Raw genomic sequence first — 26,370 nt, 5'->3', positions numbered from 1 at the left:
TGCTACGCGGCGGCGGGTGTTCCGCTTTCCATCCGTCAAAGAGCTGGCCGATGTCCGTCAAACGCAAGCGTAATCTTTCCGCGACCATCGCCCTCTTGCCGACATGGTTCGCCGCGGTCGTGGTCTTCATCGGCACCATGGCCTGGTCGATCCGGCTGTCCTTCACCAACTCCACACTCTTTCCGTCCTCGACCTATGTCGGCTTTGCACAGTATGCGAAGCTCTTCGCATCCGCCAAATGGCTCGCCTCGCTGCAAAACGTCTTGATCTTCGGTGTCCTCTATGTGGCCGGCTGTCTGGTGCTCGGCTTCGTGCTGGCCGCAGCACTGGACCGCAAGATCCGCTTCGAAAGCGCCTTTCGGACGATCTTCCTCTATCCCTACGCCATGTCGTTCGTGGTGACGGGGCTGATCTGGCAATGGATGCTCAATCCCACACTTGGCATTCAGGCAAGCGTGCGTTCGCTCGGCTGGGAAAGCTTCGTGCTCGACTGGGTGGTTAATCGCGACATGGCGATCTATGCGCTCGTGCTCGCCGGCGTCTGGCAGGGCGCGGGGCTCGTCATGGTGATTGCGCTTGCCGGCATACGCGGCATCGAGGCCGAGCAGTGGAAGGCGGCGCGCATCGACGGCATTCCCGTCTGCCGCATCTATGTCTCCATCATTCTGCCCCAGCTCGGGCCGGCGCTCGCCGCTGCCGGCATGCTGCTCGCCATGGGCGTGATCAAGACCTACGACATCGTCGTCGCCATGACCAATGGTGGCCCCGGGAATGCGACCGAAGTGCCGGCGAAATTCATCATGGACAATCTGTTCGGGCGCCAGAACCTCGGCCTTGCCACAGCAGGCGCGACGGTGCTCGTCCTCGGCGTCGTCATCGCAGTCGCGCCGTTCCGTTACGCGATGCGCATGCGCAACCAGGCAAAGGGAGGGGCGTGATGAATCAGCCTCACCCGAATGGGCCGAAGCCGGCACGGATCACGGCGGGACGCATCGGCCTTTATACCTTCTTGGTCGGCGCTGCGCTTTTCTTCCTTCTGCCGCTCTATACGATGGTCGTCACTTCGCTGAAGTCGATGGACGAAATCCGGCTCGGGCAGATCTTTGCCCTGCCTGCCACGCTCGATTTCTCCGCCTGGGTGACCGCCTGGTCGGGCGCCTGCATGGGGACCGTCTGCGTCGGCATTCGTAGCGGCTTCTGGAATTCGGTGGCGATCACCGTTCCATCCGTCGCGCTCTCGGTCTTCATCGGCGCCGTCAACGGCTATGCGCTGTCGCTCTGGCGGCCGCGTGGGGCAAATGCGCTCTTCGGCCTGCTCATGGCCGGTGGTCTGATCCCCTATCAGATCTTCCTCTATCCGATGGTTCGCGCCATGGCGAATATCGGTCTCTATAATTCGCTCGCCGGCATCATTCTCGTCCATGTCATCTTCGGACTGCCGCTGGTGACGCTGCTTTTCCGCAACTATTTCGTCAGCGTGCCGGAGGAGCTCTGCAAGGCCGCGCGCGTCGACGGCGCCGGCTTCTGGCGCATCTTCTTCGAGATCATGCTGCCGATCGCCGTGCCGATGGTGGTCGTGGTTTCGATGCTGCAATTCACCGGCATCTGGAACGACTTCCTGCTTGGCCTCGTCTTCGCCGGCCGGGACAACCTGCCGATGACCGTGCAGCTCAACAACATCGTCAACACCACGATGGGCGAGCGCACCTATAACGTGAACATGGCGGCGACGATCCTGACCGCCATCGTTCCGCTCGCCATCTATTTCCTGTCCGGCCGCTGGTTCGTGCGCGGCATCGCCGCCGGCGCAGTCAAGGGGTAACGTATTCCATGCAATCTGCCGTCTCCGTCCAGGATCTGAAGATCGCCTATGGCGACCATACAGTGATCGAGAAGATGTCGATCGATATCGCACCGCGCGAATTCCTGGTGCTGCTCGGCCCTTCGGGCTGCGGCAAGTCCACGCTTCTGAACGCCATCGCCGGGTTGCAGGACATTACTGCAGGCGAAATCTGGATCTCGGGCAAGAATGTCAGCTGGGAGGAGCCGAAGGACCGTGGCATCGGCATGGTCTTCCAGTCCTACGCACTCTACCCGCGCATGTCGGTCCGCAAGAACCTCTCCTTCGGGCTTCGCGTCGCAGGCCTGCCAAAGGCCGAGATCGAGGCACGCGTCGCCCGCACGGCCGCGCTTCTCCATCTCGACACATTGCTCGAGCGGCGTCCCGCCGAGCTGTCCGGCGGCCAGCGCCAGCGCGTCGCCATCGGCCGGGCACTGGTGCGAGAAGTGGATGTGTTCCTGTTCGACGAGCCGCTGTCGAATCTCGACGCCAAGCTGCGCAACGAATTGCGCGTCGAGATCAAGAAGCTGCATCAAAGCCTCGGCAATACCATGATTTACGTGACCCACGATCAGGTCGAGGCCCTGACGCTCGCCGACCGCATCGCCATCATGCGCGACGGCGTGATCCAGCAGCTCGCTTCGCCGGCCGAGATCTACCGCCGTCCGGCCAATCTCTTCGTCGCCGGCTTCATCGGTGCTCCGGCGATGAATTTCGTCGAGGGCCGGATCGAGCGCGGCGGCGGAGCACCCGTCTTCAGAAGCAACGGCCTAGCCGTCGACCTCACCGACTATGCCTTCCGCACGGCTGCCGTGGAAGGACCTGTTACGTTAGGCTTTCGCCCTGAGCACCTTGTGCTCGACGGGGCGGCAAGCGGCCTTCCCACGATTGCTGGCCGTGTTTCCGTCGTCGAGCCGATGGGTTCGGATGCCGTCGTCTGGTTCGACTGGGCGGAGCACAGTCTCTCCCTTCGTTTCATGGGCGACGTCTACTTCAAGCCCGGCGATGTCATGGCTCCGGGCCTTGATATCACCAAGGCGTCGCTCTTTGCTGCCGATGGATCGCGGCTTTGACGCGCCATTCCTTTGCTTTCCCGCAATTTCGGATGTGCTTTGCGCTGCATTGAGGAATTGCTCCAGGACAGGATTTGAAAAGACATGTCTGAGATCGTTTATGATGCGCTGGTGATCGGCTCCGGCGCGGCGGGTTCCTTCGCGGTCAAAGAGCTGACGGCCAAGGGCCTGTCGGTGCTGCTGCTCGAGGCTGGGCCGGCCGTCGGCCCCAGGGATTTCGACCCGGCACGCAAGAAGGCGCCGGCAAGCAGCATCAATATATGGGAGCGTGCGCGCGCCACCCTGAAGGGCCAGCCGATCCAGGCGCGGGCGGCCTTCTTTACCGAGCGCTTCAGCCACTTCTTCGTCAACGATCGCAAGAACCCCTATACGACGCCGAAGAACCAGCCCTTTCTCTGGATCCGCGGCCGCCAGGGCGGCGGGCGCCTCCACAGTTTCGGCCGCGTGCTGCTGCGCTGGACCGACGATGATTTCAAGATCCGATCGCGCACCGGAAAGGGCGTGGACTGGCCGATCTCCTATGACGAGCTTGCGCCCTTCTATGACGAAGTCGAGGCCTATCTCGAGCTCTACGGCAACAAGGACGATGTGCCGACCTTGCCGGACGGCGTCTATGCGAAGCCGGCAAGCCTCACGCCCGCCGAGCAGATATTCAAGCAGGCTGTAGAAAGCCGCTGGCCGGACCGGCGCGTCATCTCCTGGCGCTATATAGCGCCGGACGCCGAACGCATGCCGCGACCGCTGCGGGACGCAAAGGCGACCAGCCGGCTGACCGTCCGTTATGACGCCGTCGTGCGTCGCATCACCACCGACGAAAAAACCGGCCGCGCCACCGGTGCGGAATTCATCGATCGCAACACGGGCAAGGTTTCGACGGCTCGCGCCGCGACAATCGTGCTTGCGGCCTCGCCGATCGAGAGCGTGCGGCTGCTGCTGAACTCGGTATCGGCAAGACATCCTGACGGGCTCGGAAACAGCTCGGGCGCGCTCGGGCGCTATTTCATGGATCAGCTTCCATGCCTTGCCTTTGGCTCCTTTCCCAAGGCGAAGGGTTGGGCCGTTGACGATTCCGCTCCTGTCGATCCCTTCTACAATCCGTCGGGTGGCATCTTCATCCCGCGTTTCGACGAGGGTGACGCCGCCCGCGGCGATTTCGACTATCAGGGCAGCATCGGCAGGGCGCCGGTTTCAGAGGAGGCCGATGCGCGTCTCGCCTTCTTCGGCTTCGGCCGCATGCTGCCCTATGCCGACAATCGCATCACCCTCGATGGCAAGCGCAAGGACGCCTGGAATATTCCGGTGCCACACATTCGCTGCGTCATGCAGGAGGAGGAGCGGCGGCTGCTCCGCCGGCAGGAGGAGACGTTGATCGCCATGGTCAAAGAGGTCGGCGGCGATCTTGAATTCATCGGATCGCCCACCGGCCTCAAGGAGATGGGCAGAGGCGCCTTTCCCGACGCCGATGCCTTCAGCCGCTTCATGTTCCGCACATGGTTCCGCAAGACCATGTGCATGGGCGCAGCAATTCATGAAACCGGCGGTGCGCGCATGGGCGAAAGCCCGGAAGCTTCAGTGCTCAATCCCTACAATCAACTGTGGGATGCTCCGAACCTCATCGTCACCGACGCCAGCGCCTTTCCGGGCAGCGGCATCGCTGGCACGACGCTCACCGTCATGGCGCTGACGATCCGCGCTTGCCGCAACCTTGTCGACCATTACCGAACGGGGCTGCTCTAGGCACGCCTCCATCTCGTGTAGGCGGCGTCTAAAAAGTTCGCCGGCATGTGGAGTGGCGAAAGAGGCGAACAAGTGAACGAGCTGTGGGTTATCCAACCGTCACACTAACTTTGCAGTGACATGCTCCTGTCAACTGAGCAGGAAGGGAAAGCCCATGTCTAAAACACATCAGGACCAGCTCAGCCGGATAAAGGCCGAAATCGCCGACAGCTTCGATGAGGAGCTGGAAATGCAGCTGGAGGAAGACCGGCTGGACGATCTAGTCGTCGAAGGAATGACCGAACCGGCGGAGCAGACGCTCGATCGGAAGATCTATTTCCGCGAGCTGTTCCGGCTGCAGCATGAGCTGGTACGGCTGCAAGATTGGGTCCAGTACAAGCAATTGAAAGTGGTCGTGCTTTTCGAAGGCCGGGATTCGGCCGGCAAGGGTGGCGCGATCAAGCGCGTAACCCAAAGGCTCAACCCGCGCGTCTGCCGCACAGTGGCACTGCCTGCGCCGACCGAACGGGAGCGCCATCAATGGTATTTCCAGCGTTATGTCCCGCATCTTCCCACCGCCGGCGAGATCGTGCTCTTCGACCGCAGCTGGTACAATCGCGCCGGCGTCGAGCGCGTGATGGGCTTCTGCACTCCTGACGAACTCGAGGAGTTCTTCCGCTCCGTGCCCGAATTCGAACGGATGCTCGTCCGATCCGGCATCGTGCTGATCAAATACTGGTTCTCGATCACCGACGAGGAACAGGAATTCCGCTTCAAGATGCGCATCCACGATCCGCTGAAGCAGTGGAAGCTTTCGCCGATGGACATGGAAAGCCGCATCCACTGGGAGGAATATACCAAGGCCAAGGAAGAAATGCTGGCGCGCACACACACCAAGGAGGCGCCCTGGTGGGTGGTGCAGGCCGTCGACAAGAAGCGGGCGCGGCTGAACTGCATCGCCCATCTTCTTGATCAGATTCCCTACGAGGACGTGCCGAAGCCTGAGATCCAGCTGCCGGATCGTATCCGTCACGCCGACTACATCAGGGCGCCGGTTCCGGCTGATATGTATGTGCCTGAGCGCTATTGAAAGCATAGCCGCAACAAGTCGGCTGCCGAAGCGTTGAAACCGAGACCGCATGGTCACTGGACCGTGCGGTCAACGCGTGTTTCCCAACGGCTGCATCGTGAGGTATAAAGACTGAGCGTCCTTCGGCCGATAATACGGAGACGACGGGAGGTTGGTCATGACCGGCTTTTGGAGATTAATCGTTCAGGAGGTTGTGCTCTCGGCGATTCTGGCGGCCGGCAGTGTTATCGGCCTTCCCAAGCTTGCCGACCCGAACGCCAGTGCCAATTATCCTTTGGCAGTCGTGGTTTTTCTGGCGATGTCAGCGGCCTTGTTGACTTATGAGCTTCTGACACGGAAGCCATCCTGATGCTCTCATTTACCGGCCGGTTGGCGCAGCCAACAAGGTGCGGCCGACCGACAGATTGCGCCAGCACGTCCGGCAAGCTCGTTACGCCGCGCTAGAACACGGTCTAACGATTGCACCGCCGCTGCCGCCGTCAAGCCACGATGTCAGCCATATGGTTCAGCTCCTCGTCGGCATCATCCGGCAGCACCAATCCGGCAGCAGCGAGATTCTCCCTGAGATGGCCGAGCGACGACGTGCCGGGGATCAACAGGATATTGGCTGCGCGGCGCAACAGCCAGGCGAGCGCCACCTGCATCGGCGTGGCGCTCAGGCGTGCGCCGACACTGGAGAGTGTGGACGATTGCAGCGGCGTGAAGCCGCCGAGCGGGAAGAACGGCACATAGGCGGTGCCTTGACGGGCAAGCTCGTCGATGAGCCGGTCGTCGTTCCGATGCGCCAGATTGTACTGGTTTTGCACACAGACGATCTCGGTGATCCCGCGGCCTTCGGCGACCTGTTTCGATGTGGCGTTGCTTAAACCTATGTGACGGATCAGACCTTGCCGCTGGAGATCAGCCAGAACCGTCAGGGGTGCTTCTATCGAGCCTTCGGCCGGGCTATGCAGGTCAAATGTGATCCGGAGGTTGACGACATCAAGCACCTCGAGGCCGAGATTGCGAAGATTGTCGTGAACCGCCTGCGTCAGTTCATGGCGCGAGATGGCCGGAATCCAGGACCCGTCCGCGCCGCGCCGCGCGCCGACCTTGGTGACGATGACGAGATCGTCGCCATAGGGATGGAGCGCTTCACGGATGATCTGATTGGTCACGTGCGGGCCGTAGAAATCGCTGGTATCGATGTGGTTCACGCCGCATGCGACCGCCTCGCGCAGCACCGCCAGAGCGGCGCCGCGATCCTTGGGCGGGCCGAACACGCCGGGCCCTGCCAGCTGCATGGCGCCATAGCCAAGTCGCCTCACCTTGCGGTCGCCGATATTGAATGTGCCGGATTGATGGATGATGGACATGGTCGCGCTCCTGTCAACAGATGAGGATTAAACTTACTCCTTGGCGGTGCGTGTGATAATTGGGTACAATGCGCACGGGCCGTGCGGAGTGGCGAACAGTGAAAGCAGACCTGAGTGACCTCAACGCCTTCGTCGCAGTGGCGCGGGCGGGTGGTTTTCGCGAGGCAGCGCGTGCCAGTGGCAGCAGCGCCTCCTTCTTGAGCGAAGCGGTGCGTCGCCTGGAGGCTGATCTCGACGTCAGGCTCCTCAATCGGACGACGCGCAGCGTCGTTACGACCGAAGCGGGCAAGGGTCTGCTGGAGCGGCTCGGCCCTGCTTTGACGGAGGTGGAGGCCGCGCTCGACGTGGTCAACCGCTTTCGCGACAGGCCGGCTGGCTCGCTGCGGCTCAATGTGCCGGTCAGCGCTGCGCGGCTGGTACTGCCTGCCATCATCCCGCCATTCCTCGCCGCCTATCCCGACATTCGCCTGGAGATCGTCGCCGAGGAGAGCTTTGTCGACGTGCTCGCTGCCGGGTGTGACGCCGGCATCCGTTATGACGAGCGGCTGGAGCAGGATATGATCGCGATTCCGATTGGTCCGCGCCACCAGCGCTTTGCCACTGCGGCATCGCCTGCTTATCTCGACCGCCAAGGGCGGCCGCGACATCCGAGTGAACTCCTTGATCACGCCTGTTTGTTGGGCCGTTTTGCCAGTGGTGCGCTGACGACGCCATGGGAATATGAGCGGGACGGCGAGGTGGTGCGGGTCGAACCGACCGGCCCATTGATCGTCAGGGTCGGCGGGGCGACCGATCTTTCCGTCGACGCGGCGATAGCGGGCACAGGAATCATCTGCATTTTCGAGGATTGGCTGCGTCCGCATTTCGACAGCGGCGCACTTGAGCCCGTCCTCGAGCCGTGGTGGCAGCGCTTTTCAGGACCGTTTCTCTATTATCCCGGCCGGCGTCTGGTGCCTGCGCCGCTCAGGGCATTCATCGACTTCGTCAAGGCATCGGCCAACTGGGTTTAATGTCCGTCGGCGAGCCTCCGCGCCTAGCGTCAGAGCGTGACCTCGGCGTTGTCGCCCATATCCGGTTTGCTGTTTGTGACCGCTGCGGCCGCCATTTTGATATAGCTGATGATGGTGCCGGGGCTGTCCCAATATTCGGCCGAAGACGGGGTAACCTTGAGGATGCGGATGGAGGGATCGTCGGGATTGTCCCACCACGCCTTTGCCGGCGTTGCCCACAATTCACGGATCTTCTCGCGATCGTTCTGCACCTCGGCCGTCCCCGACACGGAAAGATATTTCTGCGCCTTGGTGTCGGCAAAGGCCAGGCAGACGTTCGGCCAGCGGGCGACCTCGTCGTCCTTGTGACTGGCGAGATCAGTCAGAAAATAGACCGCGTTTTCAAGCTGCGCGCTATAGGCGGACATCGGCCGGGCGCGCAGATTGTCGCCGTTGCGGGTCGTCAACATGCAGAACCCTATTCGGTCGATTAATTCCCATACCCGCGCCGCGTCATCCTGCTCCGCCATCGCCATCTCCATTTGTGCGAAAGACGGAGTAACCATCTGCTGGAGCCGATGTTCCCGAGGTTTTAGGTGGCCAACTCCCGGAAGGTGATCGAATAACGCAGCCGATCGACAGGCGGGATGGAATGCTCCCAGAGTGTTCTTGAGGCGCCGGCCATGATATAGGCGGAGCCGGGTTCAAGCACCAGCGACCGCCGCTGCCACTTGTCGCCGTTCCGGCGCCTCAGCCTGAAGGTGCAGGACGAAAGCAGGGAGATGCCGACGACCCGGCCGAACACGGATTTATCCTTGTGCCAGCCGATCGGCGCGCCGGGTGCGTATTCCGTCACAAGAGCATGTTCGAGCGCCTCCGGCGCGATATCCGCGAAGCGTGCGGCGATCTCCCGAATGGGGAGCAGCAGTGACGGTATTTCCCCTGCTTTTCTCATGCGCTGACTATCGAAGTCGTATTTCCAGCCGAAGGAGACCGTTCTGCGTTTGCCTTCGAACCCGTGGAAGTCGAAGGCTTTGAACGGCAGGGCCGGTATCGCTTCGAGAACTGAGCGCTGCAGATCGACGGGCACAATATCCTGGGTATATCGGAAACCCTCGGGAAAGCCGTCGTCGGCCGCGCCAAAGAGATCCTTCTGTGCAATCACGGTCACCGCTCGTTCCTCAATGCACGCTCGGGGTTTCCATGACCGTCGCGAAGTCTTCTGCGACCAGTTCGCTGACTGCTATGAGGATTTCCTCTCGCGAAAAGCCCGACGTCAGTGCCCGCTGAATCAGATCCTGCAAATCCGGCTCAACGACATCGCGGCAATCCTCGAGGCGTTCCTCCGAAACGGTGAGGCTATTCAATTCGTCCATTGTCTATCCTTTCGGGAAATGTAACTGCTGAAACGGGGCGGGAGTCTAACGGGCGGCGGTCCGTTTGCGCCCGACCAGCAGCCCTTCGCGCTGCATCTTCTTGCGTGCAGCCTTTCGCTGCCGGCTGATCGCCTGCGCTTTTTCCCGGACGCGGCGTTCGGAAGGTTTCTCATAGGCGCGCCGTTCCTTCATTTCGCGAAACAGCCCTTCACGCTGCATCTTCTTCTTCAAGGCCCTGAGGGCCTGGTCGACGTTGTTGTCTCTTACGAGTACCTGCATGTCGGATTCTCCTTGCTAATGATTTGTCGATCGACTTTCGGTCGGACCGCGCGGCGATCGGCGCCTACATACGCTGCGGCTAAGCGGTGAAATGCCTTCACCGCAGTTTGGGACGGCATGCCGCCCCGCAGTAGCCGGCCTTCGACCGCAATCGCAGTCGCTATCTTCGTCGTTCGAAAGAAATCCTCTGCCGATCGTAGCCGGCATCATCGCTTGTTATCGGGATTGCCCATACCGCTCCGGCTGACGCACACCGCCAATCCTTCGCCCTCGTTGACGAGGCGGCACCGCTTGAGTGTCCGATGGGATCGGGGGTCGGCCTTAAAATAGGTGCGGGTGTCAGGCATTGCAATGGTGTGCAGGCGCCATAAAGCAGCGCCAGAAAAGCGCCGTCATTACGTAGTCGCCGCAGAGCTTCTTTCAAGTTTACCGCGTGTAAATTGGTCGAAATTGCTTCAAATTTGAATGAAACGGAGAGCGTAATAAGCGTCTTATAAGCAGAGACACACGTTAAAGGCGAATGTTAACCTTGCGTTAAATAACCCATTGACTTGTACTATTAATAAGTTGTTAAAGGGGCGGCTCGCTGAGGTCAAATTGGCCTGCTGATAAACAATTTTAGGAGAAACTAATGGCTTCACTGATTCACGCAACTGATGATAGTGCAACATTTCAAGAAACCGATGTAATTTCCGGAAATCTGCTTTCCAACGATTCATCCGAGAACGGTCACCTGTTCCTGCGTGCATTTGACGGCGCTAGCGTTGGCGCCAAGAGCGGCATGAGCCAGATCACCGAAATCCAGGGCGAGTACGGCACGTTCTTCGTCAAGCCGGACGGCAGCTATACTTATGTTCTGAGCGACGCAGCCAAAATCGGCTTCACCAACGGCGAGCTGCTCCAGGAAAAAGTATCGTACAAGATCTCCGACGGCAGCGGCCATACCGATGTCGGCCTGTTCACGCTGAACATCCAGGGCGTCACCCAGGTGAAGCCGATTGCTGTCGACGACGTCTACAGCTTCACCGAAGGCAGCCCGATCGGTGGCAACGTCCTCGATAACGATATCGCCGGCGACAACGGCAAGATGTTCCTGCGTCAGTTCCTGAGCACGCAGGTGGACTCGAAGGCTGATTCCGTAACCGATGTTCAGGGCACCTACGGCACGTTCCACGTCAAGGCCGACGGCACCTTCACCTATGATCTGACTGCCGATCTGGATGCAGGTGTGACCTACACGGAAGTTCTCCGCTACTACAAGATCTCCGATGGCGAAGGCCATACGGACACGGCCAAGGTGACGCTCAACATCCTCGGCACGGACGCTCATCCCGACAGCGTCGGTGTTTGATCTGCAGCAATAGATCAGTGAGACAAGATGCCCGCCGCGCAATCGGCGGGCTTTTTTCTATGCGCCGTTCCTCAAAGATTGGCAGACATAACCCTTTTTAGCTAGTTCTTATAAAAGATCGGCAGGCGTAGTCTCGATGTTCGGAGGACACGCCCTTGACCGAACACATCGAACCCAAGCAAATCGAAACGGACGATCTGACGAAAGTCTGGTCCGTAACCGAGTTCTGCGCTCGTCATCGGATAGATGTCGAGGAGCAAGCGTTGTTGCTCAAACTCTTCGGACCATTCGCGACAGCCTGCGAGTTGCTCCATAATGCCAGGCGCGCGCCTCGATACCGATGAGGTCCTCGCTCGCCGACCGGCAATATTTCCCGTTTCCCTAGTTGATCTCGACTTACCATCCCGTGGAACCGGCAGAAGCACCACCCGATCGGTGACGTTCGTTGTCGTGCTTCCGAGGGATTGGTGAATTCCCATCCGCCGTCACGGCCGCTGCGAGCTGGAGCGACCCTCCATGACCTCCAGGGTCGGACAATCTCCTGAATTGCTCTTCACTCTCTGCACAAAATCTGCAATCCGGCGCGGCATCTTCCCGTCATGAGCAAAACCGACATCCCGCCGCGTCTCACATCGCCAATCTTGCCGGATCGCCTGCGCAAGGACGGGTGGTGGCTGACTGAGGGTCCTCTGCCGAGGGAAGGTTGGGAAGTACGCTCATCGTGATCGAAAATCGGCGTCTGCGAGAGGAGCACCAATGGACACAGCCGACATCCTGACACAACCGATGCGCATCAGGCGCGGCAGCGGCAGGGTCGCCGCGCTGCTTGCGCTGGTGGCGCTTGCCGACTTTCTGATCTTTGGCCACGCCCCCGGGATCAACCTTTTTCTCTTTGCTGTTGCGGTCTGCGTCAGCATTCTGTTCTCGGCCCGCAAGCCTCCATCGCCTCCGACGGCAGCTTTTCTCGTGGGCTTTCTGGTACTGGCTTCGGCGCCCCTGCTGGAAGCGCCGTCAGTCACGGGCCTTGCCTTTTGCGTCGGTGGGCTGATGTCGGTCGCTCTCGTCAGCGCCGAACTGATGCCTCGTCGGCCAGCGGCCCTGCCTCCGGTATTTCTTCGGTTCGCTCTCGTCATTCCTTTGCGACTTGTCGAGAGCATCAAGAAATATCTTGCGACGCCGGGCAGACGCCTCTCCCTTGTCAGCGTTCGGCGGGGCATCGGTCTCTGGATCATGCCTGTCGTTCTCGCAGCGGTCTTCGTGTCTCTCTTTGCGGCTGCGAACCCGCTTATCGAGATTGCGCTGCGGAGCATCGATTTCGGCGTTCTGCTGCAGTTCCTCGATCCTTGGCGGATCGGCTTCTGGTTGATGACCGCCATTGTGGTTTGGGCGATGCTGCGGCCTCGATTGAAGCGGCGTGCTGCGCGGCCGCAGGCCGGCAGGACGTTCATGATTGTGCCCGCCAGGAATGCGCCATTCGGCTACGCTTCGCTGCTGCGGTCGCTCGTCCTGTTCAATGCCGTGTTTGCCGTCCAGACACTCCTCGACCTGGTCTATCTCTGGGGTGGCGCGGATCTGCCCGATCACATGAGTCATGCTGAATATGCACATCGCGGCGCCTATCCCCTGATTGCGACAGCGCTTCTCGCTGCCGGCTTTGTCCTCATTTCCATGCGACGAGGCGGGCCTGGCGATTATAGTGCGCTCATCCGCGGCCTTGTCCATGCCTGGATCGCTCAAAACGTCCTTCTCTGCCTGTCGTCGATACTGCGCCTTGGACTTTACGTCGAAGCCTATTCGCTGACCGAACTGCGTGTCGCCGCCGGTCTGTGGATGGGGCTCGTCGCCATCGGTCTCATGCTCATCCTGCTGCGCATTCTGCTCAACCGATCCAACCAGTGGCTGATCGCGGCTAACCTCGCCTCTCTCGCGACGGTTCTCTACATCAGCGCCTTCATCGATTTCCCGGCATTCATCGCCCGCTTCAATGTCTACCATAGCCAGGAGATCAGCCAGGAAGGCCCGCCGCTCGACCTTGCTTATCTCTCCTCGCTCGGCCCCTCCGTCATTCCGACGCTCGATCTTTATCTCAGTATGCTGCCGGAACACCTGATTGACCGGAGGAGCGAAGCGGTGACAGTTCGGTACTACCTCGCCAGGAATTTCGGGATGCGCCGGAGCGACTGGCGGAACTGGACCTTCCGGGCGGCGCGGCTGCAGAGCTATCTTCTGTCCCCTGCAGCCATTGCAAGATAGAGCAAGAACGATAACAACAGGCACGACAACCAGTACAGGACCGGTGATGACGCCCCGCATTCTCGTCGTCGATGACGAGCCTCATATCCGCGATGTGATTTGCTTTGCCCTTGAACGCGCCGACTTGGCATCGATGGCGGCCTGCAACGGCACCGAGGCGATGGCGGCGTTCCGCCGTGGCAACATCGATCTGATCATTCTCGACATCGGTATGCCCGGTATGGACGGTCTGGAAGTCTGCCGTCAGATCCGCACGACCTCAGGATTGCCGATCCTGTTTCTGTCGGCGCGCGACGAAGAGATTGACAGGATATTGGGGCTCGAAATCGGCGGGGACGACTATGTGGCGAAGCCTTTCAGCCCGCGTGAACTGGTGGCGCGGGTGAAGGCGATCCTGAAGCGCAGCGGCAACGAAGCGGGGTCTGACAGGCGCCACGCCACGCTCGTCGCCGGCGAGCTCAACCTGGATCGCGCCGGCAGGACCGTTACGGCAAGAGCGCTGTTGCGATGACGGCTCTCGAATTCGCCATCCTGGACGCTTTGCTGTCACGGCCCAGCATGGTCTTCAGCCGCGAGCAACTGACGGAGGCGGCCTACGGCGCCGGCACCTATGTCGCCGATCGCACGATCGACAGCCATATCCGCAATATCAGGGCCAAATTTGCTGCCGCCGGCGGCTCCGGGGTTATCGCAACGGTTCACGGGATCGGTTTCAAGCTCGGCGGCGACATCGGGAGGAAGGCGTGATGCCGGCGCCGAAGGTCAGGGTGAAATGGCGGCCGCCGCTGGCGCTGATCGTCTACGCGGTGCTTCTCACGGTGATGGCGCTGCCTGCTTTGATTGTCATCTGGTTTCGCGCCACGGAGGCGAGCGCGAACCGGACGGAGCCGGTGGAGATCATCGCCCTCCTTGTCGTCCTCGTGCTGACGCTCGGCGTCGCCTATGTGCTGACGCGCACCATCACCGGCCCCATTGACGCCCTGATCGCCCGGACGGATGAGATCGCCCGCGGCGGCAAGGCAGCAATCCGTCCGCTTGAAAGCTATGGGACGCGGGAGATCGCCGTGTTGTCGCAGAGTTTCCTCGATCTGGCGGGAAAACTGGTCGACCGCACCGAATATGTCCGCTCCTTTGCCGCCCATGTGTCCCACGAATTGAAATCGCCGCTGACGGCCATTCGGGGCACGGCGGAGTTGTTGCGTGATGATGATGCCGAGAGGCCGATGACGAAGGCGCAACGCCTGCACTTTCTGGACAACATCGCCGCCGATGCAGTCCGGCTCGACGCGTTGCTGCTGCGGCTGCGGGAACTTGCTCAGGCGGAAACGCCGATGACCGGGGGCGGAAGCAGCATTGCAAGCGTCATGGCCCTACTGCGCCAGCGATTTCCTGCTCTTGATATCTCCGGGACAGGCGATACGGAGACTTTGATTGCGCTTCCCGGTGAGGCGGCCATCATCGTCTTTTCCAACCTTGCCGACAACGCCCTGCAGCACGGCGCCGCGCTGCTCAAGCTCACGGTGTCGACCGATGCCCGCACAGCTCACATCCTCGTCCGGGACAATGGCAGCGGTATTTCCGCGGCGAACCGCGACCGTATTTTCCAGCCGTTCTTCTCGACTCGCCGTGAAGACGGCGGCACCGGCATGGGGCTCGGAATCGTCCACGCCATGCTCAGCTCTCACGGCGGCACGATCCGCCTTCGGCAGACGACGGGCGCCGGCGCCGAATTCGAAATTGCAATACCCTTGCTAACTAGCGCGGTTGAGGAGCGCCGCGTTCGTTAGTTCTTGAGATAGCTGACGACGGCATCAGCGATCATCCCGCGATGGCGTTCGATTGTTTCGCCGTCCGAGAGATTGCGCCGGAAGATCGTGCCGAAGGTGTAGCGGTTCGAGACGCGAAAGAAACAGAAGGCGCTGATCATCATATGGATGTCGATCGGGTCGGCCTTGCGCCGGAAGACGCCCTGGTCGAAGCCGCGCTCCAATATGCCGGCAATGGTTTCGATGACGGAGACGTTGAGATCGCGGATCGCCTCGGAGCGAAGCATATGCGCCGCGTGATGAATGTTCTCGATGCTGACGAGGCGGACGAAATCGGGATTGGCCTCGTCGTGATCGAAGGTCGTTGAAATCAGTGTCCGCAGCGCCTCTTCCGGCTCGAGATTGGACAGATGCAGATCGGATTCCAGCGAGCGTATCTTGCGGTAGGACTGTTCGAGCACGGCAAGGTAGAGCCCTTCCTTGCTGCCGAAATAATAGTAGATCATACGCTTCGAGGTGCGCGTCTTCTCGGCGATCGCGTCGACGCGGGCGCCAGCGAGCCCATGGGTCGAGAACTCCTCGGTTGCGACGAGCAGGATATCCTCCTTCGTCTGCTGTGGATCGTTCTTCCGCCCGTTTTCGCCCCGTTCCGTCATGAGCCTGATTACCGCACTTTCTAATCTATTGGTTTGTCTCTCGAATTCCGGCTTTCGGCTTCACTCGAAAGCAAGTGTCTTCTGGACCCGTCTCCGCCAGTCTTATTCACGTTGCAGGCATGTTTCAATAGATGCCGCTTGACATACGAACTAGTTAGTACATTTTGGAGAAGCGAACAGTGGAGGAATTGATCGCGGCGCTAATATTTGGTCACGACGTGCATTCGCGGGTCTGACGACGGTCGGCCGGCAAGGGCAAGGCTACGCTTGGGAGGAGGGAATGACCCGTATCATCGAATTTTATTTCTTCGCGCTGAAGGTGACGATCGCGCTGCTGCTGGCAGGTATGGTCGTGCTGGTTTTCGGCAATGTCGTACTTCGCTACGCTTTCAACCAGGGCATCACCTCTTCGGAAGAACTGTCGCGCATTTTTTTCATATGGCTGACTTTCCTCGGCGCCGTCGTGGCGATGCGTGAGCATGCCCATCTCGGCGTCGACTCGCTCATCATCCGCCTCCCGAAACCGCTCGCGAAGCTTGCAGTGCTCCTCGGCTATGGAATGATGCTGGTCGCCACCTGGCTGATGATCAGCGGCAGCTGGGCCCAGACGCTGATCAACCTTCACGTCTCGGCCCCGGCGACCGGCATTTCGATGGGCGTTTTCTACGGCGCGGGGCTCGCCTTTGGCGTGCCGGCCTTTTTCATCCTTCTCTGGGACGCTTTTGCCATCGTGACCGACCGCATCGACGTGACGACCGCCGGGCTTGTGCGCGACAGCGAGGAACAGGCGGCATTTGAAGATCCCGCGCAGACGGCCTTCCCCGTTCTCAAGCCGAAGCACTGAGGAGCGCGTCATGACTGTCACGATCTTCCTCGGCGCCCTTCTCGGTCCGATGGCGCTCGGCGTTCCGATCGCCTTTGCCCTCATCATCACAGGTGTGGCGCTGATGATGTATCTCGGCATGTTCGATGCGCAGATCGTCGCGCAGAACGTGCTGAACGGCGCCGACAGCTTTCCGCTGATGGCCGTGCCTTTTTTCCTTCTCGCCGGCGAGGTGATGAATACCGGCGGCCTTTCACGCCGCATCGTCAATCTCGCCATGGCGCTGGTCGGCCATATCAGGGGCGGCCTCGGCTTCGTCGCCATCTTCGCGGCTTGTGTGCTGTCGAGCCTTTCCGGATCGGCCGTCGCCGATGCGGCCGCGCTTGGCGCCCTGCTCTTCCCAATGATGCTGAAATCGGGCCATGATCCTGCTCGCGCCGGCGGCCTGCTTGCTTCCGCCTCTATCATCGGCCCGATCATCCCGCCCTCGATCGGCTTCATCCTTTATGGCGTCATCGGCGGAGTCTCGATCACCAAGCTGTTCCTGGCCGGCATTTTCCCGGGCCTGATGATCGGAGCAGCCCTCTGCGTTACCTGGCTGATCGTGGCGCGCAAGGAGCAGTTCGCCCTGCCGCCGAAGCAAAGCGGCGCGGTGCGGATGAAGGCGTTCGGCGAAAGCATCTGGGCGCTGATGCTGCCCGTCATCATCATCGTCGGCCTGAAGTTCGGTGTGTTCACGCCGACTGAAGCTGGCGTCGTCGCGGCGGTCTATTCGCTCTTCGTGTCGATGGTCGTCTATCGGGAACTGCCGCCGTCGCGGCTGTTCGAGGTCTTCGTCGCGGCTGCGAAAATCACCTCGGTAGTGATGTTCCTGGTGGCCTGCGCCGCCGTTTCGGCCTGGCTGATCACCGTCGCCGACGTGCCCGGCGAACTCGCGTCTCTCGTCGAACCGCTGATGGACAATCCGACGCTGCTGCTGCTTGCCATCATGGTGCTGATCGTCGTCGTCGGTACCGCCATGGACATGACGCCGACGATCCTGGTGATGACGCCGGTGCTGATGCCGATCATCAAGCAGGCGGGGATCGATCCTGTCTATTTCGGCGTGCTGTTCATCATCAATAATTCGATCGGGCTGATAACGCCGCCAGTCGGCACGGTTCTCAACGTCATCTGCGGCGTGTCGAAGCTTTCGATGGAGGATCTGATGAAGGGGGTCATCCCCTTCATGATCGCCGAACTGCTCGTTCTTTTTCTGCTCGTCCTTTTCCCCGCGCTGGTGACCGCGCCGGTCGCTTGGTTCGGGCACTGACTTCGCCTGTGGCGATGGAGTTTCAACGCGGCCGGAGGGAGATGCCGGCTCTATCTTGGGAGGAAAACATGCTGAACAGATTGACGAAACTGGCGCTGGGACTGGCTCTGCCGATTGCGCTTCTGGCAAGCGGCCCTGCCGTGGCAGAAATCCGCGAGCACAGCCTCAAATTCGCCGCCGCCAATAATAAGGGCCATCCCCAGGTCATGGGCATGGAGAAGTTCGCCGAGCTGGTGGAGGAAAAGAGCGGCGGCAAGATCGAGGTCAAGCTGTTTCCGGGCGGCGTGCTCGGCGGCGACGTCCAGACGGTGTCGGCGCTGCAGGGCGGCGTCATCGAGATGACGGTGCTCAACGCCGGCATTCTCGCAAGCAACGTCAAGCAGTTCGGCGCGGTCGACCTGCCCTTCCTCTTCAACAGCGGCGAAGAGGCCGACAAGGTGATGGACGGCGCGTTCGGCACCGACCTGATGAAGCTCCTGCCCAATACCGGCCTCGTCGGTCTCGGCTATTGGGAACTCGGCTTCCGCAATCTCACCAACAACCGTCATCCCGTCACCAAGCTCGAGGATATCAAAGGCCTGAAGATCCGCACGATCCAGTCGCCGATCCCGATCGAGCTCTTCAACAGCCTCGGCGCCAATGCGGTGCCGCTGCCCTATACGGAACTCTATACAGCGCTTGAGACCGGCACCGTCGACGGTCAGGAGAACCCGGCCGCCAACATCATCAACGCCAAGTTCTTCGAAGTGCAGAAGTACATGACGGTCACCCGTCACCAGTACAATCCGCAGATCGTTCTCATCAGCAAGAAGTTCTGGGATGGCCTGAACGATGAGGAAAAGGCGGTCTTCCAGTCGGCGGCGACGGAAGCCCGCGACTATCAGCGCAAGGTGTCCAGGGAGAAGGATGCCAACGCGATCGCGGAAATCAAGAAGACCGGCATGGAAGTCGTCGAGCTCAGCCCGGAAGAAACGCAGAAGATGCGCGACGCCGTCAAGCCGCTGATCGACAAGTTCACCGCTCAGATCGGCGCGGAGACCGTCACGCAGCTCTTCAAGGAGCTCGACACGGTTCGCGGAAAGTAAGCGAATCAGGGCCCGCAGCGATCCTGCGGGCCTTTACCATCATGAGAGAAACGGAACTGACGTATGGCCGAGACACTGCTGAAACCGTTGAAGGCCGGGCTGATCGGCTCCGGTATCCAGGCTTCGCTGACGCCTGCCATGCATATGGAGGAAGGTGCGGCCCAGGGGCTGGACTACGATTATGAGCTGATTGATCTCGTCAAGCTGAATGCCTCGCCTGCCGATCTTTCGCGGCTGGTCGCGGATGCCGAAGAGCGTGGTCTGGCCGGCCTCAACATCACCCATCCCTGCAAGCAGCTCGTCATTGCCCTGCTCGACGAGCTGTCGCCGGAAGCCAGGGCGCTCGGCGCCGTCAACACCGTGGTCCTCAAGGACAGCAGGCGCTTTGGGCATAATACAGACTGGTGGGGCTTCGCCGAAAGCTTCCGGCGCGGGCTGCCGCAAGCCGATCTTTCCTCGGCCGTGCAGCTTGGAGCAGGCGGAGCGGGTGTCGCAACCGCCTATGCGATCCTGACGCTCGGCCTGAAGAGGCTGACGGTCTTCGATCGCGAGCATGAGCGTGCCATCGATCTGGCGGAAACGATGTCCGCGCTCTTTCCCGATGCGTCGATCACCGCCGGCAGCGATCTTGCTGTCGCTATGAAGGCGGCTTCCGGCTTGATCCATGCGACGCCGACCGGCATGGCCAAATATCCCGGCACGCCGCTTCCGCCCGAACTTCTGGAAAGGCGGCATTGGGTCGCCGAAATCGTGTACTTCCCCCTGGAGACCGAGCTATTGTGGCAGGCGAGGCAGCGTGGCTGCCGGACCCTCGATGGCGGCGGCATGGCGGTCTTTCAGGCGGTTGGCGCCTTTCGTCTGATCACCGGCAAGGAGCCTGACGCCGGTCGCATGCTCGCGCATTTCAAGACCATGACGACTTAACGCTACCCGCAAGGACCACTGCGATGAAGACATCGATTGCGACTGTTTCGCTGAGCGGCGACCTCCGCGACAAGCTGGAGGCGATCGCCAAGGCCGGCTTCGACGGGGTGGAGATATTCGAGAACGACTTCCTGATCTTCGACGAAAGTCCGAAGGAGGTCGGCCGGATCGTGCACGATCTCGGCATGGAGATCACACTCTTTCAGCCGTTCCGCGATTTCGAAGGCATGCCCGAGCCGCTGCGCAGCCGCACCTTCGATCGGGCCGAGCGCAAGTTCGACCTCATGCAGGAAATGGGTACCGACCTCGTCCTCGTCTGTTCGAATGTTTCGCCGGCTTCGCTCGGTGGTCTGGACCGGGCGGCGGCCGATTTTCATGAACTCGGCGAGCGCGCCGCCAGACGCGGTCTGCGCGTCGGCTACGAAGCGCTTGCCTGGGGCCGCCACATTCATGATCACCGCGACGCCTGGGAGATCGTCCGGCGGGCCGATCATCCTAATGTCGGCTTGATCCTCGACAGCTTTCACACGCTGTCGAGGAAGATCGACGTCAACTCGATCCGGTCGATCCCGAAGGAAAAGATCTTCATCATTCAGCTTGCCGACGCGCCGTCGATCGACATGGACCTGCTCTATTGGAGCAGGCACTTCCGCAACATGCCTGGTGAAGGCGACCTGCCGGTACTTGATTTCATGAAGGCTGTGGCGGCAACCGGCTATGACGGCTATCTCTCGCTGGAGATCTTCAACGACCAGTTCCGCGGCGGTTCGCCGAACGCGATTGCTGTCGACGGTCGTCGTTCGCTGATCTATCTCGGAGACCAGGTGAAGCGGCAGCAGCCGGAGAGCGCCCTGCCGGTGCCCGCCATGCCGCCACGCGCTGTCGTCGAGGGCATCGCCTTCATCGAGTTCACTGCCGATGAAGACGAGGCGCCGGAACTGGAAGCGCTGTTTGCGAGCCTCGGTTTCCGCAAGGCGGCCAAACACAAGACCAAGCGGGTAACGGTCTTCCGCCAGGGTGCCATTAATCTCGTCGTCAATACCGAGCGGAAAGGTTTTGCCAGCGCCTCCTATGCCGTGCACGGCACTTCGGCCTACGCCGCCGGGCTTATGGTCGACGATGCCAAGGCGGCCTTGCAACGCGCGATGGCGCTCGGCGCCGAACGCTTCGAACAATCGCTCGATGCCGGCGAGATCGAGATGCCGGCGGTGCGTGGTGTCGGTGGCGGCGTCCTCTATTTCCTTGACCGCAAATCCGAGCTTGGCCGCATCTGGGAGATCGAATTCGATGCGATCGAGGATGATGTCGCTCCGCAGCCGGCGGGACTGCAATCGATCGATCATATGGCGCAGACGATGAAATACGAGGCGCTGCTGACCTGGCTGCTGTTCTACACCTCGCTCCTCGAGGCTGAGAAGACGCCGATGGTTGATATCGTTGATCCCTCCGGCATCGTCCGCAGCCAGGTGGTGGAAAATCGGGAAGGTTCTTTGCGCATCACCATGAACGGCGCGGAAAACCGCAACACGCTGGCCGGCCGCTTCATCGCCGAAACCTTCGGCTCCGGCATCCAGCATCTCGCCTTCAGGACCGACGACATTTTTGCGACCGCCGCCGCGCTTGCCGCAAACGGTTTCGTCCCGCTGGCTATTTCGCCAAACTATTATGACGATCTCGAAGCACGCTTCGGCCTCGACGCCGAATTTGCCGATCGCCTCAAGGCCAACAACATCCTCTATGATCGCGATGACGCCGGCGAATATTTCCAGCTCTACAGCCCGACCTATGGCGAGGGCCTGTTCTTCGAGATCGTCGAGCGGCGCGGCTATCGCGGTTATGGCGCCGCGAACGCCATCTTCAGGATTGCAGCGCTGAGGAAACATCTGAGGCCGGCTGGCCTGCCGCGGGCCTGAGAGGCCTCAGGCCGAGGTTCGCAGCATCAGTTCGGCATTGAGAAGAATGCGGCCCGCCGGTGCGGCAGATCCCTCCCCCTCGCCGAGCCGGTCGAGCAGCAGTTCGATCGCCAGCCTGCCGATCTCGTTATAGTTCTGCGCAACTGTCGTTATCGGCGGACAGGCGTATCGGGAAAGAGGATGGTCGTCATGTCCCGCCACGCGCAGGTCACAATTGGGGCCGTGGCCAACCTTGAGGCCCTGCTGGAAGGCGGCGGCGATGACGCCGAAAGCGACGCGGTCGTTGGCGCAAAGCACGGTTCGCGTCGGGAAGCCTTGGCCAGACGTCAGGATGCGGGTTGCCTCCTCGAAGCCGAAACGCTCGAAATCCCAGCTCTTGCTATCCGCAAGCTCGACAATGCTGGGCGCCATGCGGAATTGCTCCATCGCCTCCAGGTACGCCGTCTGGCGTGTCAGGGCGTTAGTGTTGACATGCGGCATGCCGAAGTAGCAGGGCGGCTCGCCCGAGCGGCAGAGATAGTCGACGATCAGGCTGAAACTCTGGCGATTGTTGGTGCCAACGAAAGAGGACGTCTCGTCGAGCGGCGAGTCCACATAGATGAGGGGCACGCTGCGGCCAAGTTCGTCGAGCGTCGCATGATGGGATTCGACGCCGAGCGGCGCGATGATCGCGCCGGCGACGTTCATCGATTTCAGCGTCTTGATCGCCCGGTCTTCCATCTCGGCCTTGCCGTCCGAGGACAGGACGAAGGCGAGAAAGCCGGTCTCATTGGCGATCAGTTCGATGCGGCGGGTGAGCGCCATGTAAAAGGGATCGGTAGAATTGGGAATGATGACGCCGAGGATGTTGCTGCGCCGGCGGTTGAGATTGACGGCGAATATATTCGGCCGAAATCCCGATTTTTTCAGCGCCTGCTCGATCGTCTCCCGGGTCTTTTGACGCACGGACATCGGATCGCTGAAATATTTGGAGACGGTGGGACGCGACAGGCCGACGAACTCGGAAAAGTCCTCCATGGTTTTGATTGTCTTTCCCACCATCTGATCTCCTGACACGGCACCTCTGACCGTTTCTAGATGACTCATCGCTCAACGAAAAGCGCTCCCCCCGACGGAACGGGATAACGGCAATAGTTCGGACCTAGTCAGCTGAAAACTGCACTTTCATCGTTGCCGGATCAGCGGATTTCTTGGTGATGAAAGTCAGCACTTCGCCGAGCGGCAGACGATGGGAAACCAGTGCAGCCATCGCGCCTTTGTCCCTTCGGAGGATGTCGAGGGCCTCAGGGATGTTGCGGTTTAGCGAATGGGAGCCGGAGAAATGGATCTGGCGTCGAAAAAGCTCGAAGGGCGAAATGGAAATGCGCTGGTCCGGTGCGCAGACCCCGAGGACAAGAACCGTACCGCCATCAGTGACGAAGTCGATCATGCCTTCGACGACCCGAGCGATGCCGGTCGCATCGGCGACGAAATCGAAGGCCCGGCGGAGGCCTGAAAGTGCCGCGGATCCTGAGACGGCCGTCTCCAGCCCCAGCTTTTCCGCAAGGGCAAGCCGCCCCTCATTGATATCGGCGACCGTTACCGATGGAACGCCCTTGGCTTTCAGGGACAGCGCCAGCAGCAGCCCGATCGGCCCGGCGCCGAAGACCAATGCGTTTTCCGATCCCGCGGGACCGGCTTGGAGGCCGGCGCTGCCAAGGCCGTTTAAAACGCAGGCGAGCGGTTCGGCGAGCGCGGCGAGGTAGAAGTCGAGGTCGCCGATCTCATACAGATGGTCGGTCCTGACCAGGCTGTATTCGGCAAAACCGCCATTCTCCGTAACGCCATAGGCTTTCAGGTCGCGGCAGAGATTGGTCAGTCCCTTGCGGCAGGCCCGGCACTCTCCGCAGGGAAGATTGGGATCGACGACGACACGCGCCCCAACGACAAGACCGGAGACATCGCCCGCGACCGCCTCGACCACGCCGGCATATTCATGGCAGGGAACCAGAGGGAAGCGACCCTCGCCGTAACGGCCATGGAGGACGTCGATATCGGTATGGCAGAGGCCGGCCGCGCGCACGCGCACCAGCGCATGGCCGGGCCTCAGTTCCGGCAGCGGCAGCGCCGTGGTGACCGCGACGCCCTTTTCGGTATAACAAATGGATTCCATCTCGCTGGCTCCTGGATTGCCTGGCTGCGGGAGAGCGATCAACTCATCCAGTTGCCGCCGTCGACATTGTATGTCTGGGCGAGAATATAATCGCTATCGGCAGAGGCGAGGAAGACGGCCAGACCCTTGATGTCGTCAGGTGTGGCGAAACGGCCGATCGGAACGGATTTGGCAACTGCCGCCTTCTTCTCGCCCGGCTTCAAGCCCTCCCACTTGGCGAAATGGGCATCGACGACATCCCAATGTTCACCGTCGACGACGCCCGGTGCAATCGCGTTGACGTTGATGCCGTGTTTCACGAGGGCAAGTGCGGCCGACTGCGTTGCCGAGATGATGGCGGCCTTGGAAGCGCAATAGAGAAGCACCAAGGCTTCGCCGCGACGGCCGGCCTGGCTTGCCATGTTGATGATCTTACCGCCCCTGCCCCGCTTGATCATGACGTTCGAGACTGCCTTCATCATGAATAGCGGTCCCTTCAGGTTGATCGAGAAGACGCGGTCATAACTTTCCTCGGTGATGTCGTTGACCGGTGCCATGTCGAAGATGGCGGCATTGTTGATCAGAATGTCGATGCCGCCGAACTCGGCATCGATCGTATTGACGACGGCATCGATCGCAGCAAGATCTGTAACGTCAAGCTGCATTGCCTTGGCTGCGGGGCCGATCGCAGCGGCGGATCTCGTCGCCCGTTCGATGTCAATATCGGCGATGACGACTTTGGCGCCCTCCTTGACGAAGGCTTCGGCGAAGCCCAGTCCGATGCCGCGTGCCCCGCCGGTAATCAGGGCGATCTTGTCTTTCAGTCTCATGTCTGTCTCCATTCAGTCGGCGTAGAGCCGGAAGATCCACGCGGCGCCCGTCCTGTCTGTTATCGGCTCCGGCAGCCAGAAGGTTCCGGCAGCAGCGCTGCCGGAACCTCTCCGGGAGGAACTCGCGGCAGCGCTCGCGAGCACGAACTCACTTCGGGTAGCCTGCCTTTTTCATGTCGCGCTCGACTTGCTTCTGGGCGTTGTCGAGAGCGGCATCGACGGATTGCTGGCCGGACAATGCCGCACCGATCTGTTGACCGACAATGGTGCCGATGCCCTGGAATTCCGGAATGGCGACGAATTGCACGCCGGTATAAGGAACAGGATCCTTGGTCGGCTTTGCCGGATCGGCCGAAAGGATTGCCTTCAACACGGTATCGGCAAAGGGGGCCGCCTTCTGATATTCGGCCAGAGCGTAAGTGGATTTGCGTGTGCCGGGCGGCACGGCGACCCAGCCTTCCTTCTCACCCACCATCTTCACGTAGTCCTTGGAGGTCGCCCATTTCAGGAAGGATTTAGCCGCATCAAGTTTGGTCGAGGTGGCTGGAATCGCCAGGTTCCAGGACCATGACCAGCTCGAGCCGTTGGCGGTGACGGCGACAGGAGCGCGGGTGAAGGCGATCTTGTCGGCGACCTTGCTCTGCTTCGGGTCATAAACGCGGCCGGCAGCCGAGGTCGCATCGATCCACATTGCGCAATGCCCGGTCGAAAACAGCGCCTGGTTTTCGTTAAAGCCGTTACCGATCGCGCCAGGAGGACCGTATTTGGTCATCAACTCGACGTAGTCTGTAATTGCCTTCTTCCAGGGCTCGAAATTGATCTGCGGTTTCCAATCCATGTCGAACCAGCGCCCGCCATAGGAGTTGATCATCGTGCCGAGGAACGCCATGTTCTCGCCCCATCCAGGCTTGCCGCGCAGGCAGATGCCGTATTGTTCCTTGGACTTGTCGGTCAGCTTGGCCGCATATTCCTTGATCTGATCGTAGGTTGGCTCATCCGGCATCTTGATGCCCGCGGCGTCAAAGAGATCCTTGCGATAGAGCGTGAACGAACTTTCCGTATAGAAGGGCACGGCATAGAGCTTGCCGTCGACGGTCAGGCCTGTCTTGATCGGGGCGAGCAGGTCGTCATAGTCGTAGTCGTCGCCGAGGTCGCCAACGGGTGCGAGCCAGCCCTGCTTGCCCCAGATCGGCGCTTCGTAACCGCCGATCGTGATGATGTCGTACTGGCCGCTCTTCGTCGCAATATCGGTGGTGACCTTCTGGCGCAGGACATTTTCCTCCAGAACCACCCAGTTGACCTTATTGCCGGTCTGCTTTTCCCACTCAGGCGACAATTTCTGCATGATGATCATATCGCCATTATTCACGGTGGCCATCGTCAGTTCCTCGGCATCCGCCATCCCGGCGGCCAGCACGAGGCACGCGACGGATGCAGAAAAGATGCAAATGATCTTGCTCATGATTTCGTCCTCCACGGATGTCACGCATAATATTACATGCGTAAACTTTGTATCCGCTTCTCCAGATTTGTTGTCAAGCGCGTTCCGCTCGCTTAATCTTCTGCTGGATAGAAGCAACAGACGCGCAAGTCCAGCGGCGTTGCGTC

General features: G+C 60.6%; 26 protein-coding genes and 1 pseudogene. 17 read left to right on the top strand and 10 right to left on the bottom strand.

Annotation, left to right across the window (positions count from 1 at the left end):
* Window positions 1-50 precede the first annotated feature (50 nt).
* The 6 genes from FHT70_RS07430 to FHT70_RS07405 all read left to right on the top strand — a co-directional run bounded on the left by FHT70_RS07430 (window position 51) and on the right by FHT70_RS07405 (window position 6,068).
* Window positions 51-938, top strand: coding sequence for a sugar ABC transporter permease (locus FHT70_RS07430; protein WP_183699947.1), 888 nt, complete (start codon window positions 51-53; stop codon window positions 936-938).
* Entirely contained in the window at window positions 938-1,822 is an 885-nt protein-coding gene (locus FHT70_RS07425; protein WP_085780761.1) for a carbohydrate ABC transporter permease, read from the top strand. The genes FHT70_RS07430 and FHT70_RS07425 overlap by 1 nt, the downstream gene beginning before the upstream one ends.
* A gap of 8 nt (window positions 1,823-1,830) precedes the next feature.
* Complete coding sequence (locus FHT70_RS07420; protein WP_183699945.1) at window positions 1,831-2,913, top strand: ATP-binding cassette domain-containing protein; 1,083 nt, start codon at window positions 1,831-1,833, stop codon at window positions 2,911-2,913.
* Between the two features lie 84 nt (window positions 2,914-2,997).
* The gene (locus FHT70_RS07415; RefSeq protein WP_183699943.1) at window positions 2,998-4,650 is read left to right on the top strand and encodes a GMC family oxidoreductase; all 1,653 of its coding nucleotides are present in this window, start codon (window positions 2,998-3,000) and stop codon (window positions 4,648-4,650) included.
* 154 nt (window positions 4,651-4,804) lie between these two features.
* Window positions 4,805-5,719 carry a polyphosphate kinase 2 gene (gene ppk2 / locus FHT70_RS07410; protein ID WP_183699941.1) on the top strand — a complete coding sequence of 305 codons (915 nt, stop codon included), beginning with the start codon at window positions 4,805-4,807 and terminating at the stop codon, window positions 5,717-5,719.
* 157 nt (window positions 5,720-5,876) lie between these two features.
* On the top strand, window positions 5,877-6,068 hold the full coding sequence (locus FHT70_RS07405) for a hypothetical protein (protein WP_183699939.1): 192 nt from the start codon (window positions 5,877-5,879) through the stop codon (window positions 6,066-6,068).
* A gap of 130 nt (window positions 6,069-6,198) precedes the next feature.
* On the opposite strand, the gene FHT70_RS07400 is transcribed toward FHT70_RS07405, so the two are convergent.
* A complete protein-coding gene (locus FHT70_RS07400) occupies window positions 6,199-7,074 on the bottom strand; it encodes an aldo/keto reductase family oxidoreductase (RefSeq protein ID WP_183699937.1) in 876 nt (291 codons plus the stop codon).
* A 98-nt stretch (window positions 7,075-7,172) separates the two neighbouring features.
* On the opposite strand from FHT70_RS07400, the gene FHT70_RS07395 reads away from it, so the two are divergent.
* The gene (locus FHT70_RS07395; protein WP_183699935.1) at window positions 7,173-8,084 is read left to right on the top strand and encodes a LysR family transcriptional regulator; all 912 of its coding nucleotides are present in this window, start codon (window positions 7,173-7,175) and stop codon (window positions 8,082-8,084) included.
* Window positions 8,085-8,113: 29 nt separating this feature from the next.
* Here FHT70_RS07395 and FHT70_RS07390 read toward each other — a convergent pair whose 3' ends face one another.
* The 4 genes from FHT70_RS07390 to rpsU all read right to left on the bottom strand — a co-directional run bounded on the left by FHT70_RS07390 (window position 8,114) and on the right by rpsU (window position 9,718).
* Window positions 8,114-8,593 carry a pyridoxamine 5'-phosphate oxidase family protein gene (locus tag FHT70_RS07390; protein ID WP_183699933.1) on the bottom strand — a complete coding sequence of 160 codons (480 nt, stop codon included), beginning with the start codon at window positions 8,591-8,593 and terminating at the stop codon, window positions 8,114-8,116.
* A gap of 62 nt (window positions 8,594-8,655) precedes the next feature.
* Window positions 8,656-9,234, bottom strand: coding sequence for an alpha-ketoglutarate-dependent dioxygenase AlkB (locus FHT70_RS07385; RefSeq protein WP_097599082.1), 579 nt, complete (start codon window positions 9,232-9,234; stop codon window positions 8,656-8,658).
* 10 nt (window positions 9,235-9,244) lie between these two features.
* Window positions 9,245-9,439, bottom strand: coding sequence for a hypothetical protein (locus FHT70_RS07380; RefSeq protein ID WP_097599081.1), 195 nt, complete (start codon window positions 9,437-9,439; stop codon window positions 9,245-9,247).
* 45 nt (window positions 9,440-9,484) lie between these two features.
* Window positions 9,485-9,718: a 30S ribosomal protein S21 gene (gene rpsU, locus FHT70_RS07375; protein WP_011427834.1), complete on the bottom strand. Its 234-nt coding sequence runs from the start codon at window positions 9,716-9,718 to the stop codon at window positions 9,485-9,487.
* 631 nt (window positions 9,719-10,349) lie between these two features.
* On the opposite strand from rpsU, the gene FHT70_RS07370 reads away from it, so the two are divergent.
* The 5 genes and pseudogenes from FHT70_RS07370 to FHT70_RS07350 all read left to right on the top strand — a co-directional run bounded on the left by FHT70_RS07370 (window position 10,350) and on the right by FHT70_RS07350 (window position 15,109).
* Window positions 10,350-11,069, top strand: a complete 720-nt coding sequence (locus FHT70_RS07370) for an Ig-like domain-containing protein (RefSeq protein ID WP_183699931.1) — start codon at window positions 10,350-10,352, stop codon at window positions 11,067-11,069.
* Between the two features lie 155 nt (window positions 11,070-11,224).
* A complete protein-coding gene (locus tag FHT70_RS07365; protein WP_020922905.1) occupies window positions 11,225-11,413 on the top strand; it encodes a hypothetical protein in 189 nt (62 codons plus the stop codon).
* Window positions 11,414-11,825: 412 nt separating this feature from the next.
* Window positions 11,826-13,322, top strand: a complete 1,497-nt coding sequence (locus FHT70_RS07360; protein ID WP_183699928.1) for a DUF4173 domain-containing protein — start codon at window positions 11,826-11,828, stop codon at window positions 13,320-13,322.
* Window positions 13,323-13,368: 46 nt separating this feature from the next.
* Window positions 13,369-14,069: pseudogene (locus tag FHT70_RS07355) on the top strand (response regulator transcription factor).
* Window positions 14,069-15,109 (top strand): HAMP domain-containing sensor histidine kinase, encoded by a 1,041-nt coding sequence (locus FHT70_RS07350; protein ID WP_183699926.1) that lies wholly within the window; start codon window positions 14,069-14,071, stop codon window positions 15,107-15,109. The pseudogene FHT70_RS07355 and the gene FHT70_RS07350 overlap by 1 nt, the downstream one beginning before the upstream one ends.
* Here the strand turns inward: FHT70_RS07350 and FHT70_RS07345 are convergent.
* Complete coding sequence (locus FHT70_RS07345; protein WP_183699924.1) at window positions 15,106-15,744, bottom strand: TetR/AcrR family transcriptional regulator; 639 nt, start codon at window positions 15,742-15,744, stop codon at window positions 15,106-15,108. The genes FHT70_RS07350 and FHT70_RS07345 overlap by 4 nt on opposite strands.
* Before the next feature lie 280 nt (window positions 15,745-16,024).
* Here FHT70_RS07345 and FHT70_RS07340 point away from each other — a divergent pair, with 280 nt between their 5' ends.
* The 5 genes from FHT70_RS07340 to FHT70_RS07320 all read left to right on the top strand — a co-directional run bounded on the left by FHT70_RS07340 (window position 16,025) and on the right by FHT70_RS07320 (window position 21,801).
* Window positions 16,025-16,588 carry a TRAP transporter small permease gene (locus tag FHT70_RS07340; RefSeq protein ID WP_183699922.1) on the top strand — a complete coding sequence of 188 codons (564 nt, stop codon included), beginning with the start codon at window positions 16,025-16,027 and terminating at the stop codon, window positions 16,586-16,588.
* A 10-nt stretch (window positions 16,589-16,598) separates the two neighbouring features.
* Window positions 16,599-17,879, top strand: a complete 1,281-nt coding sequence (locus FHT70_RS07335; RefSeq protein WP_183699920.1) for a TRAP transporter large permease subunit — start codon at window positions 16,599-16,601, stop codon at window positions 17,877-17,879.
* A gap of 68 nt (window positions 17,880-17,947) precedes the next feature.
* Window positions 17,948-18,964, top strand: coding sequence for a TRAP transporter substrate-binding protein (locus FHT70_RS07330; protein WP_183699918.1), 1,017 nt, complete (start codon window positions 17,948-17,950; stop codon window positions 18,962-18,964).
* 63 nt (window positions 18,965-19,027) lie between these two features.
* Window positions 19,028-19,888: a shikimate dehydrogenase gene (locus FHT70_RS07325; RefSeq protein WP_183699916.1), complete on the top strand. Its 861-nt coding sequence runs from the start codon at window positions 19,028-19,030 to the stop codon at window positions 19,886-19,888.
* Window positions 19,889-19,911: 23 nt separating this feature from the next.
* Entirely contained in the window at window positions 19,912-21,801 is a 1,890-nt protein-coding gene (locus FHT70_RS07320; protein WP_097599072.1) for a sugar phosphate isomerase/epimerase and 4-hydroxyphenylpyruvate domain-containing protein, read from the top strand.
* Between the two features lie 6 nt (window positions 21,802-21,807).
* On the opposite strand, the gene FHT70_RS07315 is transcribed toward FHT70_RS07320, so the two are convergent.
* The 4 genes from FHT70_RS07315 to FHT70_RS07300 all read right to left on the bottom strand — a co-directional run bounded on the left by FHT70_RS07315 (window position 21,808) and on the right by FHT70_RS07300 (window position 26,224).
* A complete protein-coding gene (locus FHT70_RS07315) occupies window positions 21,808-22,818 on the bottom strand; it encodes a LacI family DNA-binding transcriptional regulator (protein WP_183700098.1) in 1,011 nt (336 codons plus the stop codon).
* Between the two features lie 124 nt (window positions 22,819-22,942).
* Window positions 22,943-23,953 (bottom strand): zinc-dependent alcohol dehydrogenase family protein, encoded by a 1,011-nt coding sequence (locus tag FHT70_RS07310; protein WP_183699914.1) that lies wholly within the window; start codon window positions 23,951-23,953, stop codon window positions 22,943-22,945.
* A 38-nt stretch (window positions 23,954-23,991) separates the two neighbouring features.
* Window positions 23,992-24,762: an L-iditol 2-dehydrogenase gene (locus FHT70_RS07305; protein WP_085780782.1), complete on the bottom strand. Its 771-nt coding sequence runs from the start codon at window positions 24,760-24,762 to the stop codon at window positions 23,992-23,994.
* A gap of 148 nt (window positions 24,763-24,910) precedes the next feature.
* Window positions 24,911-26,224 carry a sugar ABC transporter substrate-binding protein gene (locus FHT70_RS07300; protein ID WP_183699912.1) on the bottom strand — a complete coding sequence of 438 codons (1,314 nt, stop codon included), beginning with the start codon at window positions 26,222-26,224 and terminating at the stop codon, window positions 24,911-24,913.
* Window positions 26,225-26,370 lie beyond the last annotated feature (146 nt).

Source organism: Rhizobium sp. BK049, from assembly GCF_014193135.1.
Lineage (GTDB): Bacteria > Pseudomonadota > Alphaproteobacteria > Rhizobiales > Rhizobiaceae > Rhizobium.
The sequence above is the reverse complement of the archived record's forward strand: the minus strand, read 5'-3'. Positions and strand labels throughout refer to the sequence as shown.

What these genes read in the sequence shown, in the direction of transcription:
- FHT70_RS07430 (WP_183699947.1), top strand. Translation starts at nt 51, where the DNA reads ATGTCCGTCAAACGCAAGCGTAATCTTTCCGCGACCATCGCCCTCTTG.
- FHT70_RS07425 (WP_085780761.1), top strand. Translation starts at nt 938, where the DNA reads ATGAATCAGCCTCACCCGAATGGGCCGAAGCCGGCACGGATCACGGCG.
- FHT70_RS07420 (WP_183699945.1), top strand. Translation starts at nt 1,831, where the DNA reads ATGCAATCTGCCGTCTCCGTCCAGGATCTGAAGATCGCCTATGGCGAC.
- FHT70_RS07415 (WP_183699943.1), top strand. Translation starts at nt 2,998, where the DNA reads ATGTCTGAGATCGTTTATGATGCGCTGGTGATCGGCTCCGGCGCGGCG.
- ppk2 (WP_183699941.1), top strand. Translation starts at nt 4,805, where the DNA reads ATGTCTAAAACACATCAGGACCAGCTCAGCCGGATAAAGGCCGAAATC.
- FHT70_RS07405 (WP_183699939.1), top strand. Translation starts at nt 5,877, where the DNA reads ATGACCGGCTTTTGGAGATTAATCGTTCAGGAGGTTGTGCTCTCGGCG.
- FHT70_RS07400 (WP_183699937.1), bottom strand. Translation starts at nt 7,074, where the DNA reads ATGTCCATCATCCATCAATCCGGCACATTCAATATCGGCGACCGCAAG.
- FHT70_RS07390 (WP_183699933.1), bottom strand. Translation starts at nt 8,593, where the DNA reads ATGGCGGAGCAGGATGACGCGGCGCGGGTATGGGAATTAATCGACCGA.
- FHT70_RS07380 (WP_097599081.1), bottom strand. Translation starts at nt 9,439, where the DNA reads ATGGACGAATTGAATAGCCTCACCGTTTCGGAGGAACGCCTCGAGGAT.
- rpsU (WP_011427834.1), bottom strand. Translation starts at nt 9,718, where the DNA reads ATGCAGGTACTCGTAAGAGACAACAACGTCGACCAGGCCCTCAGGGCC.
- FHT70_RS07370 (WP_183699931.1), top strand. Translation starts at nt 10,350, where the DNA reads ATGGCTTCACTGATTCACGCAACTGATGATAGTGCAACATTTCAAGAA.
- FHT70_RS07360 (WP_183699928.1), top strand. Translation starts at nt 11,826, where the DNA reads ATGGACACAGCCGACATCCTGACACAACCGATGCGCATCAGGCGCGGC.
- FHT70_RS07350 (WP_183699926.1), top strand. Translation starts at nt 14,069, where the DNA reads ATGCCGGCGCCGAAGGTCAGGGTGAAATGGCGGCCGCCGCTGGCGCTG.
- FHT70_RS07345 (WP_183699924.1), bottom strand. Translation starts at nt 15,744, where the DNA reads ATGACGGAACGGGGCGAAAACGGGCGGAAGAACGATCCACAGCAGACG.
- FHT70_RS07340 (WP_183699922.1), top strand. Translation starts at nt 16,025, where the DNA reads ATGACCCGTATCATCGAATTTTATTTCTTCGCGCTGAAGGTGACGATC.
- FHT70_RS07335 (WP_183699920.1), top strand. Translation starts at nt 16,599, where the DNA reads ATGACTGTCACGATCTTCCTCGGCGCCCTTCTCGGTCCGATGGCGCTC.
- FHT70_RS07330 (WP_183699918.1), top strand. Translation starts at nt 17,948, where the DNA reads ATGCTGAACAGATTGACGAAACTGGCGCTGGGACTGGCTCTGCCGATT.
- FHT70_RS07325 (WP_183699916.1), top strand. Translation starts at nt 19,028, where the DNA reads ATGGCCGAGACACTGCTGAAACCGTTGAAGGCCGGGCTGATCGGCTCC.
- FHT70_RS07320 (WP_097599072.1), top strand. Translation starts at nt 19,912, where the DNA reads ATGAAGACATCGATTGCGACTGTTTCGCTGAGCGGCGACCTCCGCGAC.
- FHT70_RS07315 (WP_183700098.1), bottom strand. Translation starts at nt 22,818, where the DNA reads ATGGAGGACTTTTCCGAGTTCGTCGGCCTGTCGCGTCCCACCGTCTCC.
- FHT70_RS07310 (WP_183699914.1), bottom strand. Translation starts at nt 23,953, where the DNA reads ATGGAATCCATTTGTTATACCGAAAAGGGCGTCGCGGTCACCACGGCG.
- FHT70_RS07305 (WP_085780782.1), bottom strand. Translation starts at nt 24,762, where the DNA reads ATGAGACTGAAAGACAAGATCGCCCTGATTACCGGCGGGGCACGCGGC.
- FHT70_RS07300 (WP_183699912.1), bottom strand. Translation starts at nt 26,224, where the DNA reads ATGAGCAAGATCATTTGCATCTTTTCTGCATCCGTCGCGTGCCTCGTG.